Source organism: Caballeronia sp. KNU42 (genome assembly GCF_053760385.1).
In genome coordinates this window covers 3,762,028-3,776,155 of sequence record NZ_CM132388.1, presented here as the reverse complement: position 1 = coordinate 3,776,155, position 14,128 = coordinate 3,762,028, and the positions used below count along the sequence as shown (strand labels likewise).

Annotated in this window: 12 protein-coding genes; 6 read left to right on the top strand and 6 right to left on the bottom strand. The window is 61.0% G+C overall.

Annotation, left to right across the window (positions count from 1 at the left end; translation table 11 throughout):
- Positions 1-36 precede the first annotated feature (36 nt).
- The 3 genes from ACSOSP_RS16865 to purN form a co-directional block, all read right to left on the bottom strand.
- Positions 37-1,233: a DesA family fatty acid desaturase gene (locus tag ACSOSP_RS16865; RefSeq protein ID WP_455308464.1), complete on the bottom strand. Its 1,197-nt coding sequence runs from the start codon at positions 1,231-1,233 to the stop codon at positions 37-39.
- Between the two features lie 280 nt (positions 1,234-1,513).
- On the bottom strand, positions 1,514-2,815 hold the full coding sequence (locus tag ACSOSP_RS16860; protein ID WP_455308462.1) for an RsmB/NOP family class I SAM-dependent RNA methyltransferase: 1,302 nt from the start codon (positions 2,813-2,815) through the stop codon (positions 1,514-1,516).
- On the bottom strand, positions 2,812-3,462 hold the full coding sequence (gene purN / locus ACSOSP_RS16855) for a phosphoribosylglycinamide formyltransferase (RefSeq protein WP_455308460.1): 651 nt from the start codon (positions 3,460-3,462) through the stop codon (positions 2,812-2,814). Before purN ends, ACSOSP_RS16860 begins: the two co-directional genes overlap by 4 nt.
- A 190-nt stretch (positions 3,463-3,652) precedes the next feature.
- Here purN and ACSOSP_RS16850 point away from each other — a divergent pair, with 190 nt between their 5' ends.
- The 6 genes from ACSOSP_RS16850 (at position 3,653) to dut (ending at position 10,871) form a co-directional block, all read left to right on the top strand.
- Positions 3,653-4,642, top strand: a complete 990-nt coding sequence (locus ACSOSP_RS16850; RefSeq protein ID WP_455308458.1) for a bifunctional riboflavin kinase/FAD synthetase — start codon at positions 3,653-3,655, stop codon at positions 4,640-4,642.
- Positions 4,643-4,795: 153 nt separating this feature from the next.
- The gene (gene ileS / locus ACSOSP_RS16845) at positions 4,796-7,630 is read left to right on the top strand and encodes an isoleucine--tRNA ligase (protein ID WP_455308457.1); all 2,835 of its coding nucleotides are present in this window, start codon (positions 4,796-4,798) and stop codon (positions 7,628-7,630) included.
- Positions 7,630-8,136: a signal peptidase II gene (lspA, locus tag ACSOSP_RS16840; RefSeq protein ID WP_455308456.1), complete on the top strand. Its 507-nt coding sequence runs from the start codon at positions 7,630-7,632 to the stop codon at positions 8,134-8,136. The genes ileS and lspA overlap by 1 nt, the downstream gene beginning before the upstream one ends.
- 20 nt (positions 8,137-8,156) lie before the next feature.
- Entirely contained in the window at positions 8,157-9,374 is a 1,218-nt protein-coding gene (gene coaBC, locus ACSOSP_RS16835; RefSeq protein WP_455308455.1) for a bifunctional phosphopantothenoylcysteine decarboxylase/phosphopantothenate--cysteine ligase CoaBC, read from the top strand.
- A 40-nt stretch (positions 9,375-9,414) separates the two neighbouring features.
- A complete protein-coding gene (locus ACSOSP_RS16830; protein WP_455308454.1) occupies positions 9,415-10,428 on the top strand; it encodes an LLM class flavin-dependent oxidoreductase in 1,014 nt (337 codons plus the stop codon).
- Positions 10,425-10,871 carry a dUTP diphosphatase gene (dut, locus tag ACSOSP_RS16825; protein WP_455308453.1) on the top strand — a complete coding sequence of 149 codons (447 nt, stop codon included), beginning with the start codon at positions 10,425-10,427 and terminating at the stop codon, positions 10,869-10,871. The genes ACSOSP_RS16830 and dut overlap by 4 nt, the downstream gene beginning before the upstream one ends.
- A gap of 22 nt (positions 10,872-10,893) precedes the next feature.
- Here the strand turns inward: dut and ACSOSP_RS16820 are convergent, their stop codons facing one another.
- From ACSOSP_RS16820 to ACSOSP_RS16810, 3 genes are read right to left on the bottom strand one after another with little or no spacing between them, the layout of a single operon-like run.
- Positions 10,894-12,177, bottom strand: a complete 1,284-nt coding sequence (locus ACSOSP_RS16820; protein WP_455308452.1) for a D-tagatose-bisphosphate aldolase, class II, non-catalytic subunit — start codon at positions 12,175-12,177, stop codon at positions 10,894-10,896.
- 4 nt (positions 12,178-12,181) lie between these two features.
- Positions 12,182-13,159 carry a tagatose kinase gene (locus tag ACSOSP_RS16815; protein WP_455308450.1) on the bottom strand — a complete coding sequence of 326 codons (978 nt, stop codon included), beginning with the start codon at positions 13,157-13,159 and terminating at the stop codon, positions 12,182-12,184.
- Positions 13,160-13,213: 54 nt separating this feature from the next.
- Positions 13,214-14,053, bottom strand: coding sequence for a DeoR/GlpR family DNA-binding transcription regulator (locus ACSOSP_RS16810; protein ID WP_455308448.1), 840 nt, complete (start codon positions 14,051-14,053; stop codon positions 13,214-13,216).
- Positions 14,054-14,128 lie beyond the last annotated feature (75 nt).

Sequence of the window (14,128 nt, the reverse complement as noted above, 5' to 3'; positions counted from 1 at the left end):
CGGATATCGATGACGAAGGTCTGCGGTGTGAAACTGTCAGGCGTAGCGTCGCAGCCGTGACGCGAAGTCCTGCAGCGCCTTGATCCCGCTTTGCTCAGCCCGATGACACCAGTCCTGCAGTTGCGCGAGCAGTTGTTCACGCGACGCATTGGAACGGTCCCACATGGCCGACAAGTCCTGACGCAATTCAATAAACGTACGCAACTTGTGGTTATCGGAGAAAAGCGCCGGCAACTGCTGGCGTTGCGGTTCGTCCAGACCCGCCTCTTCCTTGTGCGCCCACTTGCGGGCACCGCGCATCAGTTGGTACTTATCGGCGGAACCGCCTTCTTTCAGCTTCGACAATTCCTGACGATACGCACGCTTGAGCGTCTTCCCGTACCGCGCCATCACTTCATAGCGATTCGACAGAACGGCTTGCAGCGTGTCGTGATCGAGCACCGGCTTGGACGCCGACAGACGCGGCGTGGGTGCGATCTTCTTGACCTTGGCCAGCTTGAACGCCGACATGATGCGGATATACATCCAGCCGATATCGAATTCGTACCACTTGTTCGACAGCTTCGCCGACGTGGCGTACGTGTGGTGATTGTTGTGCAGTTCTTCGCCGCCGATCAGGATGCCAAGCGGGAAGATGTTCGTGCTGGCGTCAGCGGAATTGAAATTCCGGTAACCCCACCAGTGCGCGAGTCCGTTGACCACGCCAGCCGCCCAGAACGGAATCCAGATCATCTGCACGGCCCACACCGTCAGTCCGACCAGGCCGAACAGCGCCACGTCGATGACCATCATGATGCTGATGCCGAGAATGGGATAACGCGTGTAGACGTTGCGTTCCATCCAGTCGTTCGGCGTGCCATGACCGAACTTGCGCATGGTTTCTTCGTTCTTGGCTTCCGAACGATAAAGTTCAGCGCCTTCGAGCAAGACTTTCCAGATGCCGCGCGTTTGCGGGCTATGCGGATCTTCTTCGGTCTCGCACTTGGCGTGATGCTTGCGATGGATTGCGGCCCACTGTCCGGTCAACATGCCGGTGGTGGCCCAAAGCCAGAAGCGGAAAAAGTGGCTGACGACCGGATGCAGTTCCAGCGCGCGGTGCGCCTGGCAGCGATGCAAATAGACGGTTACGCCGATGATCGTGATGTGCGTCATCACGAGCGTGAACAGCAAGATCTGCCACCAAGAAAGGTCGAGCAATCCGTTGGCAAGAAATTCAAGCGATGAATTCAGCAAGGCAATTTACCTGAAAGGCGGAAAAAATAGCCGAACGAAAACAGGATCGACGGCTGTTGGGTGCATGAAAGGAATATGCACGTGGTTCGACGGCATTTTACTTCATGCGTTCCAAGTCTTTGTGTCGATTAGGGAAAATTTTGATTTCGCGCAGGGTCAGCAGGAAATTTGACCGTTAAATAGCGTTGTTGTTTAGTGCGGTAAACACGAATTTCCCGCTTTTGAAAGCTTTGGCCGGGGTCGCTTCTCGATTCCGCCGGCCAAAGCGAGCAAATATTGCTTATTCCTCTGCTGCGTCCTCAACGGCGGCTTCTTTTGCGGCAACCGGCAATCGTTCGAGCACAGCGGCGAAGAAGCCATCCGTGCCGTGCTTGTGCGGCCAGAGCTGCAGGTAGTCGCCCGTATCGAGGTCAATGCGCTGTTCAGCCAGCACCTCGCGCGCCGGAACCAGCTTGAACCCCGGATGCGTTGCCAGGAACTGGTTGACCACGCCCTCGTTTTCCGCTTCCAGCATGCTGCATGTTGCGTAGACGAGACGGCCGCCCACTTTCACCAGCCGCGCCGCGCTGGTCAGGATGGACAACTGCTTCGGCGTCAGTTCCGCGACCGAATCCGGCGACTGGCGCCATTTCAGGTCCGGATTACGACGCAGGGTGCCGAGACCGGAACACGGAGCATCGACGAGAACGCGGTCGATCTTGCCCGCGAGACGCTTGATCTTGGCGTCGTGTTCGCTGTCGATCAGCACCGGATTGACGTTCGACAATCCGCTGCGAGCCAGGCGGGGTTTGAGTTTGGCCAACCGGCGGTCGGACACGTCGAAGGCGTAGAGACGGCCCGTGGAACGCATCATTGCACCGAGCGCCAGCGTCTTGCCGCCCGCACCGGCGCAAAAATCGACGATCATTTCGCCGCGCCGGGGCGCCACCAGCGAGCACAAAAGCTGGCTGCCTTCGTCCTGCACCTCGATCCAGCCGTCCTGGAACGGCTGCAGGCGCGTCAGCGCCGGCTTGCCGGCTACGCGCACGCCAAATGGTGCAAACGGCATTTCGCCGGCGTCGATACCCGCTTCGGTCAGCGTCTTGATCACCAACTCACGCGTGGCCTTGATCGGGTTCGCGCGCAAATCGAGCGGCGCCGGGTAGTTCAGCGCGGCGGCCAGCAACGCGAGCTCTTCGGTATCGAAGCGCTTCGTCATGGCGTCGTAGATCCACTGCGGCAGGTTGGTCCGCACCCGCACCGGCAAGCTGCCCGGATCGATCTTCGACACCTGGTTGAGCCACTGGTATTCATCGGCGGAAATGAAGGGCTTGACCGCCGATAACCCCGCCGTCTGCATCAGGCCCAGCAAGGCGAGACGCCGTGCGAGGTTGCCGCTGCCGCTTTCGGCGAGATGCGAAAACTCCATCTTGCGGCGCAGGACGGCGAACACCGCTTCGGCGATAACCCCGCGCTCGTTGTGGCCGAGCTTCGGATGCGCGCGGAAAAAGCGGCTGGTGGCCGCGTCGGCCGGGCCGCTGAAGCGTAAAACGTCAGCCAGCAACGTCTCTGTTTGTCCTATCAAAAATCCATGAAGCCTCATACGCCCTCCCCGGCAATGTCGGCAAAGAGCCATTGCGGCTCTGGTGGCGTGAGCACGACGCGCTCGCCGTCGATGGCAAGACGCCCTTCGACGAACCAGCGCACCGCGCGTGGGTAAATAATGTGTTCGACCGCCAGCACCCGCGAAGCGAGCGCTGCGGCGTCGTCGCCGGCCATGACCGGCACCGCCGCCTGCGCGACGATAGGTCCATGATCCAGCGTCGGCGTGACAAAATGCACGCTTGCGCCGTGCACGCGAACGCCGGCATCGAGCGCTTGCTGGTGGGTTTTGAGGCCCGGAAAGCACGGCAGCAGCGACGGGTGAATGTTCAGCATGCGGCCCGCGTAGCGATCGACGAAAGCATCGGTCAGCACGCGCATGAAACCCGCGAGCATGACGAGATCGGGCTCGAAGCCGTCGATACAGCGTGCAAGCGCCTGATCGAAGGCGTCGCGCGTGGTGAAATCACGGTGATCTATGACAGTTGCCGGAATGCCGTTTTCCGCCGCGAACGCAAGCCCGGCGGCGTCCGGCCGATTCGATATGACAGCGGCCACCCGCGCCGGCCAGCCTTCGCGCGCGCAAGCCCGCACGACGGTTTCCATGTTGGTTCCCCGCCCGGAAATCAGGATGACGATTTTTTTCATCCGCGGATTTTATCATTCGATGCTGTCAAAACCCGGCGAATCCGCCCGACCCGCGGTGGGCTAGGCCTCCGTCCTGTGCTGTGAGCGTTTATAATCGAACGCTTTGCGGCGTTGCCAGCTTCGCGCTGCATCGGCCCTGCATTACTGTATTTAGCCCACTTAACCGCCAACCGCCGACCCAACCGCTATCGTGAGAGTCTTTCGCGGCCTACCCAATGCCGAAAGCCGCGCGCCCTGTGCGCTGACCATCGGCAATTTCGACGGTGTCCACCGTGGCCATCAAGCGCTGCTCGCCCACGTGCGCGCCGCCGCGGACGCCCGCGGACTGCCGGTCTGCGTGATGACCTTCGAGCCGCATCCCCGCGAATTCTTCAATCCCGCCGGCGCACCGCCCCGCATCGCCATGCTGCGCGACAAGCTCGAAGCGCTGCGCACCAACGGCGTGGATCGTGTGGTGGTCGAACATTTCAATCGCACTTTCGCCGGCCAGCCGCCGGATACGTTCGTCGAAAACGTGATCGTGAACGGCCTGCATGCACGCTGGGTGATGATCGGCGACGACTTCCGCTACGGCGCGAAACGCGCCGGCGATTTCGGATCGCTGCAAGGCGCCGGACGCAAGCACGGCTTTGAAGTCGAGCAGATGGCGACCGTCGCGGACCTGAACGGTGCGCGCATTTCGAGTTCAGGCGTGCGGGCGTCGCTGGTGGCAGGCGATCTCGATGCCGCCCGGCTCGCGCTCGGACGCCCCTATGTCATCAGCGGCCACGTGGTCCACGGGCAAAAACTCGGCCGCGATCTCGGCTTTCCCACGCTCAACATGCCGATCGCCCACAAGCGGCCGGCGCTCGCAGGCATCTTCGTCGTGCGTGTGCATGGACTCGGACCGGAACCGCTCCCGGGCGTGGCCAGCCTGGGACTGCGCCCGACCGTGGACGATTCCGGCCGCGTGCTGCTCGAGACCTTCGTGCTCGACTGGCATGGCGACGCGTACGGCAAGCTGGTGCGCATCGAATTCCTGAAAAAGCTGCGCGACGAGGAGAAGTACGTGGACCTCGAAACGTTGACGGCAGCCATCGCCCGCGACGTGACCAACGCCCGGGCGTATTTCGCTGCGGATGTGAACTCAAGTGGCCGCGACAGCGGGTTCGCCACCTCGGCCACCGACCGAATTAGGTGAGCGCGTGGCGCCGGGTGCCTGAAGTTTCCGATCAAGCTCCCGACGCGCTGCCCGCTGCCTCGCACAATACGCACCTTCGCACGCACCTTCGAGCCCGTTCCCGAGCTTGCCTGCCCGGAACCGCCGCCTCATCGAACACATATCGAGTCATCCATGAGCAACAAGAAAGAAGCCAAGCCCCAGTCGAAATATCCGGTCAATCTGCTGGATACGCCGTTCCCCATGCGCGGCGACTTGCCCAAGCGCGAGCCGCAATGGGTGAAGGAATGGCAGGACAACAAGATCTACGAGAAGATCCGTTCCGCCAGCAAGGGCCGCAAGAAGTTCATCCTGCACGACGGGCCGCCGTATGCGAACGGCGACATCCACCTCGGCCACGCGGTGAACAAGATCCTGAAAGACATGATCGTGAAGGCGCGCAACCTGGCGGGCTTCGACGCGGTCTATGTCCCCGGCTGGGACTGCCACGGCATGCCGATCGAAATCCAGATCGAAAAGCAGTTCGGCAAGTCGCTGCCGGCGCGCGAAGTGATGGAAAAAGCGCGCACCTACGCGAGCGCGCAGATCGAAAAGCAGAAGGTAGGCTTCCGGCGCCTGGGCGTGCTCGGCGATTGGGACAATCCGTACAAGACGATGAATTTCACCAACGAAGCGGGCGAAATCCGCGCGTTGGGGAAGATCCTCGAGAAGGGCTATGTGTATCGCGGGCTGAAGCCGGTGAACTGGTGCTTCGACTGCGGTTCTGCGCTGGCTGAAGCCGAAGTCGAGTATCAGGACAAGGTCGATCCGACCATCGACGTGCTGTTCACTTTCGCCGAGCCCGAGAAAACCGCTCAAGCGTTCGGCTTGAACGCAATGCCGAAGCAGGAAGGCGGCATCGTGATCTGGACGACGACCCCGTGGACCATCCCCGCGAACCAGGCGCTCAATGTGCACCCGGAGATTGTCTATAGCCTCGTCGATACGGAAAAAGGCCTGCTGATCCTGGCCGAAGATCGCGTGGAAGAATGCCTGAAGCAGTACAGTCTCACGGGTTCGACCATCGCGACGACGACGGGCGCGAAGTTGAGCGGCGTGCGCTTTCATCATCCGCTGAGCGCGGCGCATCCCGGCTACAAGCGCACCGCGCCCGTGTATCTGGGCGAGTACGTCACGACCGAAAGCGGCACGGGGATCGTGCATTCGTCGCCGGCGTATGGCGTGGAAGACTTCGTGTCGTGCAAGGCGCATGGCATGACCGACTCGGACATCATCAACCCGGTGATGGGCGATGGACGGTATATCGAGTCGTTGCCGCTGTTCGGCGGACTTTCCATCTGGGAAGCGAATGACCAGATCGTTGAAGCCCTGCGCGGTGCACATTCCCTGCTGAAAACCGAGAAGTACACGCACAGCTACATGCATTGCTGGCGCCACAAGACGCCGATCATCTATCGGGCGACGTCGCAGTGGTTCGCCGGCATGGACGTGAAGCCCAACGATACGTCGCGCACACTGCGCGAAACCGCGCTGGAAGGCATCGAGAACACGGCGTTCTTCCCGGCATGGGGCAAACAGCGGCTCTACAGCATGATCGCGAACCGGCCGGACTGGACGCTGTCGCGGCAACGCCAGTGGGGCGTGCCGATGGCGTTCTTCGTCCACAAGGAAACCGGCGAACTGCATCCGCGTACGCTGGAGTTGCTCGAGGAAGTGGCCAAGCGCGTGGAAGTCAGTGGCATCGAAGCGTGGCAAACGCTCGATCCGGCTGAACTGCTCGGCAACGAAGCCAACATGTACGAGAAGAATCGCGACACGCTCGACGTGTGGTTCGATTCCGGCACGACGCATTGGCACGTGCTGCGCGGCTCGCACAAGGATTCGCTGCAATTCCCGGCTGACTTGTATCTGGAAGGCTCGGACCAGCATCGCGGATGGTTCCATTCGTCGTTGCTGACCGCGTCCATGCTCGACGGCCGCCCGCCGTATAACGCGCTGCTTACGCACGGCTTCACCGTCGATGGCGAAGGCCGCAAGATGTCGAAGTCGCTCGGTAACGGCATCGATCCGCATGAAGTGTCGAACCGGTTGGGCGCGGAAATCATCCGCTTGTGGATTGCATCGACGGATTATTCGGGCGAACTCGCGATCTCCGAAGAGATCCTGAAGCGCGTGACGGAGACGTACAGGCGGATTCGCAATACGTTGCGTTTCCTCCTGTCCAATCTCTCCGATTTCGACTTCGAGCAACATGGACGGCCGGTGGAAGACTGGCTCGAAATGGATAAATACGCTGTCGCCCTCGCGCAGAACCTGCAGGACGACGTGCTCGCGCATTACGAGAAGTTCGAGTTCCACCCGGTTGTCTCGAAGCTTGCTACGTTCTGCTCGGAAGACCTCGGCGGGTTTTATCTCGATGTGCTGAAGGACCGGCTTTACACCATGAAGCCCGATTCGCGCGAACGCCGCGCGGCGCAGACGGTGCTGCATCACATCGCGCATGGTTTGCTGCGGCTGATCGCGCCGTATCTGTCGTTCACGGCGGAAGAGGCGTACAAGGTGCTCCAACCCGGCCGCGACACCATTTTCACCGAGGTTTATCACGCTTATCCGCAAGTGCCGGAAGCCGGTGAACTGCTCGACAAGTGGACGTTGATCCGCTCGGCGCGCAGCGACGTCACCAAGGCGCTGGAAGAAGCGCGCACAGCCAATCTGATCGGTTCGTCGTTGCAGGCTGAAGTGGATGTTCGCGCGAGCGGCGCGCGCTACAACGCACTGACCAGTCTCGGCGATGACCTCAGCTTCGTGCTGATCACATCGGCGGCGCGGGTGGTGAAGGTGGCGAGCGAAGCGGAAGAAGGCGTCGACGTGATGGCATCGACGTATCTGAAATGCGAGCGCTGCTGGCACTATTGCGACGACGTGGGGGCATCGGCGGAACATCCCGGATTGTGTGGCCGATGCATCACCAATCTCTTCGGCAACGGCGAAACGCGGAGCGCAGCATAATGGCGAGAACGATGCCGAAACAAACCCAAAGCAGTGGTTCACTCGCGCCGTGGCTGGGCGTGGCGCTGATCGTGATTCTCTTCGACCAGTTGTCGAAGATCGCGGTCGCGCGCGTGTTCACGTATGGCGAACCGCACGCGCTCACGCCGTTCTTCAACCTGTTCCTGATCTACAACCGCGGTGCGGCGTTCAGCTTTCTCGCCAGCGCGGGCGGCTGGCAGCGTTGGGGCTTCACGGCGCTGGGCGTGGTCGCGGCTATCGTGATCTGCTATTTGCTGAAACGCCATGGTACGCAACGGTTGTTCTGCACGGCGCTGGCGCTGATCATGGGCGGCGCGATCGGCAACGTGATCGACCGGATCGCTTATGGCCATGTGATCGACTTTTTGGATTTCCACATCAACACGTGGCACTGGCCGGCGTTCAATCTCGCCGACAGCGCGATCACCATTGGCGCCGTGCTGCTCGTATTCGACGAGTTGCGGCGCGTGCGCGGAGCGAAGTAATCTGTTTGAGGGAGGCATCGTTGGACACGGCAGAACTCGCAGGAAAGCATCTCGTACTTGGGCTGTCAGGCGGTATTGCGTGCTACAAGATCGCCGAACTCACGCGTTTGCTGGTGAAAGCCGGCGCGACGGTGCAGATCGTCATGACCGACGCCGCCACGCAATTCATCACGCCCGTCACCATGCAGGCGCTGTCCGGCCGTCCCGTGTACACGTCGCAATGGGACGCGCGGATTGCGAACAACATGGCGCATATCGATCTGTCGCGTGAAGCCGATGCAATCGTGATCGCGCCTGCTTCCACCGACTTCATCGCCAAGCTCGCGCATGGCAATTGCGACGATCTGCTCTCCACGCTGTGCGTCGCGCGCGATTGCCCGCTGCTCGTCGTGCCTGCGATGAACCGTCAGATGTGGCAGAACCCGGCAACGCAACGCAATGTCACGCAACTGCGTGGCGATGGCGTCCAAGTGCTTGGGCCCGATTCCGGCGCGCAAGCGTGTGGAGAAGTGGGCGATGGGCGGATGCTGGAACCATCGGCGACGTTTGAAGCGATCTGCGCGTTTTTTCAGCCGAAGATCTTGCAGGGACATCGCGTATTGATTACGGCGGGTCCGACCTTCGAACCGCTTGATCCAGTGCGCGGCATCACCAACCGTTCGTCCGGCAAGATGGGCTTCGCGCTCGCACGCGCCGCGGCTCAGGCGGGTGCAGATGTGCATCTCGTGGCCGGGCCGGTGGCGCTGGAAACGCCTTGGGGTGTTTATCGCGAAGACGTGCAGACCGCGCAGCAAATGCACGACGCCGTGATGCACGCCACGCCGGATGCGGACATCTTTATCGCAGTGGCGGCCGTCGCGGATTGGCGCGTCGATCACCTGAGCGAGCACAAGATCAAGAAGACCGCCGGTCAGCCGATGCCCACGTTCACGTTCGTCGAAAACCCGGACATTCTCGCGAGCGTCGCGCGTTTGCCGAACCCGCCGTATTGCGTCGGGTTCGCGGCGGAAAGCGGCGATCTCGAAGTGCATGGCGAAGAAAAACGCGCACGCAAGAACGTGCCGCTGCTGATCGGCAATCTTGGACCGCTGACCTTCGGCCTCGACGACAACGAAGTCGTGCTGTTCGAGGCATCAGGAATCACACGTCTGCCGCGCGCCGATAAAAAGCTGCTCGCGAAGTTGCTGATTGGCGAGATTGCGAAGCGCGCGCCACGCGGCGGTTCACTGCTGTCTTAGCCTGCTGGCTTAGCCCATTGCCATTGCTGTTGCCGAGACCATGACGACGAAACTCTCCGTACTCGATCAAACGCCGGTCATTCACGGCCATAGCACCGCCGACGCAATCGCGGCCACGCTCGATCTCGCGCGCCTCGCCGATGAGCTCGGCTACACGCGCTACTGGTGCGCCGAGCATCACGGGTTGCGCGGGGTATCGAATCCGTGCCCTGAGGTTTTGCTCGCGCGAATTGGCAGCATTACGCAGCGAATGCGCATTGGCTCGGGTGGCGTCATGCTGCCCTACTACAGCTCGTTCAAGGTCGCCGAACAGTTCCTGATGCTCGAAGCGCTGTTCCCGAATCGCGTGGACCTGGGCGTCGGGCGCGCACCCGGCGGCGATATGCGTACCGCGCAAGCAGTGGCCGCGGGTGACTACAATCGCGGCGATATTTTCCCGCAGCAAGTGGGCGAACTCGTTGGCCTGTTTGACGGCACGTTGCCCGAAGATCACCTCGCACATGGTGTGTTGCTGCAGCCGGAAATTGCGACGCGTCCCGAGTTGTGGATGCTCGGTTCCAGCGACTTCGGCGGCCTGCTCGCGGCGCAACTCGGCATTCGTTTCGCGTTCGCGCATTTTATTAACGCGCAATATGGCCACGCGGTGGCGGAGGCTTATCGCGAGAGGTTTGTATCGCGGAACGGTTCGAAACCCTATCTGGCCGCCGCTGTGTTCGTGATTTGCGCCGATACCGAAGCAGAAGCCGCCGCGCTGGAACGCGCAGTCGATCTGCGCCGCGTGCAGATGGCGTACGGGCTGAACATGCCGATTCCATCGATTGCTCAGGGTGCGGGCCAGGCATTCGGCGAACGCGAACTGAGCGTGATTGCGCGGGAAAAAAATCGCAGCATCATCGGCACGCCGGAGCGCGTGACCGAACAATTGCATGAACTCCAACAACGTTTCGATGCCGACGAACTCATCGTATTGACCGTTGCGGGAAGTTACCCCGCGCGCTTGCGCTCGTATGAACTGCTGGCTGAAGCCTTCGAACTCAACAAACAGAACTCATGAAACTCGACATCAAGATCCTCGATGCGCGCATGCGCGATTACCTGCCCGCCTACGCCACGCCCGGCAGCGCCGGACTCGATTTGCGTGCGTGCCTTGACGAAGCCATCACGCTCGAACCCGGCCAGACGGTGCTGGTGCCCACGGGCCTGGCGATTCATATCGAAGATCCGGGGTATGCGGCGGTGATTCTTCCGCGTTCGGGTTTGGGCCATAAGCATGGCGTGGTGTTGGGAAATCTGGTCGGGTTGATTGACTCTGATTACCAGGGCCAGTTGATGATCTCGACGTGGAATCGCGGTGCGACCGCGTTCACACTAAATCCGATGGAACGCCTCGCGCAAATGGTGATCGTGCCGGTGGTGCAGGCGACGTTCAATATTGTCGATGACTTCGCCCAGAGCGAGCGCGGCGCCGGCGGTTTTGGCAGCACGGGCAAGCACTGAGCTTTCGGGCCAGCTACAAGCGTTAAGTGCGGCAGGCTGCCGCGTACGTTCGAATAACCTGCCGCACGCGATCCTGCACCAGCGCGAGCGGCTCGTTTTTCAGCAGCCCGCGCCGCACCGCCCAATACTGCTCAGGCAAGAACTGGCTCAGCAAATTCTCCGGAATCTTCAGAGCGCTCAGATTGTCGAGCAGCGTTTGCGCAGCCGCGCCGATCTCCGCATCGGCCCAGTAATAACGCACGCGGTCGCTGTAACTGTAAGTGCGCAACACGCGTTGCTGCGCGGCATCGCCGTGATAATACTTTTCCCAGTAGCCAGGTTTGCTCAGCATCACGCGCTCGACTACGTCGCGTAGATTCGATCGCTGGTTTTCCGAAACCAATTGCGTTTCGATATCCGCCAACGCGTACAACGCCTCGCGCAATGCGAACGTCACGCCCGGACCAACCTTGAGAATGCGGAAGCCATCGCGGACCAAAGCGCTTAGCGCTTCGGGCGTTTGGTAATCGGTGGAATGTGCTTCGAAAACCATGCCGTGCAGATCACTCAACGCGCTCTTCAGCGACTCCGCACGCGCCGGCACATAGTCGATCACCTTCGTATGATCGAACTCCACACCCGGCTGCACGACCAATGCGATCACGCGCGACCATGTGTCCTCGACGCCGTGTTCTTTCCACGCTTGCCGATGGACCAACGCCGTTTCGATCGCGGCTTCTCGCGATGTCGGCTCGACTACTTCAAGCTCTTCCGCAGCACCGCCCGGCACCGGTACTTCGGTGCCGATCACATAGACCGGGCTCACGCTTAAACTGGCGCGCTTCACCGCCGCCTCGGCCACCGCGCACAAGCGCGCGGCCCGCGCTGCCACCACCGCGTCTGACAAGCGCTCGGGATCATCCGCGCACGACATGCTCGTGTCGAGGTGAATCTTCGTGAATCCCGCCGATGCATACGTGTCGATCAACGCATCGGCGCGTTGCATGGCTTCTTCGGCGGGAAGATGCCGCCATGCGTTCGGCCCGAGATGATCGCCGCCGAGGATCAGGTGCTCGTGAGGAAACCCCACGCGCTCGGCAATAGAACGAACAAAGTCCACGAAATCCACCGGCTTCATACCCGTGTACCCGCCGTACTGATCGACCTGATTCGATGTCGATTCGATCAGCAATGGCGTCTCGTCTTCCAACGCCTGCCGCATGGCCGCTTCCAGCACCCACGGATGTGCGGAACAAATCGAATAGATACCGGCCAACCACGCCGACGCCGGATGCGCATTGCTCAAACGCGAGACGATCGAATTCATGACATCACTCCGTGGTTGCCGTTGCCAGAAACGCGTCGAGTTCAGCGAACGTCGCCGTGCCTTCCATCGGGCCTTTCACGCCGACCGCTCGCGCACCGCTTGCGCTCGCATAGTTGAGCGCGGTCTCCACGTCCTGCCCTTGCGCGCGGCAACTGATGTACGTCGCGCCGAAACAGTCGCCCGCGCCGGTGGGATCGAGTTCCTGGACCTTGAACGCCTGACGATGCGTCTCGCCGTTGGCATCGAAGAAACTGCAGCCTTGCGCGCCGCGCTTGACCACCACCTCCTTCACGCCGCGCTTGAGCAGTTCATCGATCGCGCCGCGCTCCGACGTCGCGCTGGCCAGCAAGGTCACTTCGTGACCGCTCGGCAGGAAGACATCGGTGTAGTCGAGAATGAAATCGAGCGCATCGCGCATCTCGGGAATCCGAAGCATTTCCTTGCGGATGTTCGGATCGAAACTCACGGTGCCGCCGTTCGTCTTCACCGTTTCGATAGCCTGCTTCATCGCCTCGATGATCCTGAACGAGAACAGCGACGACCCCATCACGTGGAAATTCCCGCACTGCGCGAGCAGATCATCACGCAGGTTCGCCACCGACAACTGCGCCGACGCGCTGTTCGTAATGTTGTAGATAAAGTCGCGATCGCCGTCCTCGCGATATGTGACGAACGCGCTGCCGGTTGTCGCATCCTTCAGCACGGCGATACCGGAAACATCCACGCCGTCGCGGCGCAAGCGCTCGACGTTGAGCACGCCGAAATCGTCATCGCCCACGCAGCCGATCATCGCGCATGGGCTGCCGAGCTTCGCGACCTGATCGATGAAAATGGCCGGCGCGCCGCTCGCGAACGGACCAATGAGCGTGCCCGGTTCGCGAAAGCTCTGACCAATTTTAGTGGCCATGATCTCGACCAGGATCTCGCCCATCGCGACGATGGTGCCGGGCTTCCTGGATGTAACAGCGTTTGAGTTAGGCATGACGTTTCTTCGTTTGAACATCGATACACACCGCGACCAGGATCACGATGCCTTTCACGATGAGTTGTTGGAAGTACGGACTGAAGTCCATTGATTACGAAACTCAATAATTCCTTCCTGCCGCAGATGCACGACCAATCCGGCTTTGAGGATCATGATGAGTGCCGGCGGGTCGATGGCGTCATCCAGCACCAATCCGCCCAGACGGCTGAGGTGGCAGAAAGCCTCCCCATCGCCCCGCAACGCGGGTTGGTAAGCCACGACCACGATACGCTTTGCGTTCTTCAACGCGGCTTTGAATACACCTGCCAGACGTGGATCGGCGCACAGCAAATTGCCTTCACGGTCGATGCCGCTTGCCTCCAGCACCACCAGGTCCAGCGACAGCGCTGAGAGCGAGCGCTCGGCGTCCGGTCCGAGCAGCACGGTGGAATCGTCATCCAGCGAACCGCCGGTGAGGCGCAATTCGCAGCGCATGAAACGCTGGACGGTCGGCACCATGGCGATGTCGTTAAGCGTCAGCGCCAAGTTTGCGCGATCCGCGAGCAGCGGCAGCAGCTTGTGGGTGATCAGACCGGCGCCGATGAACACCGACGCGTGGTCATCGATGAAATCCGCCGCCATGCGCGCAATCGCCATGTCCGCGGCCTGCCGAGTTGCGCTCGCAGGCAGGGCAGCCAGCGCATTCTCACCGGGCCTCTGCGCGACGTAGCGCGCCTTGCCGAACGCCCGGATCAGGTAGCGTTGCTGCTCCAGATAGTTCAGGTCCGAGCGGATGGTGACGCTGGAGACATCGAACGCCGTCGCGAGTTCGTCGACGGAAACTTCCCCGCGCTTGCGGACAAGTTCGACGATACGCAAACGCCGATGAAGCGAATTCTTGTTGGCCAACACAGGCAGCACCACCTTTGCACTTTCGTTTCGAAAGATTCTAGTTTCGAAACGAAAGTCATGCAAAGTAGTTTATGG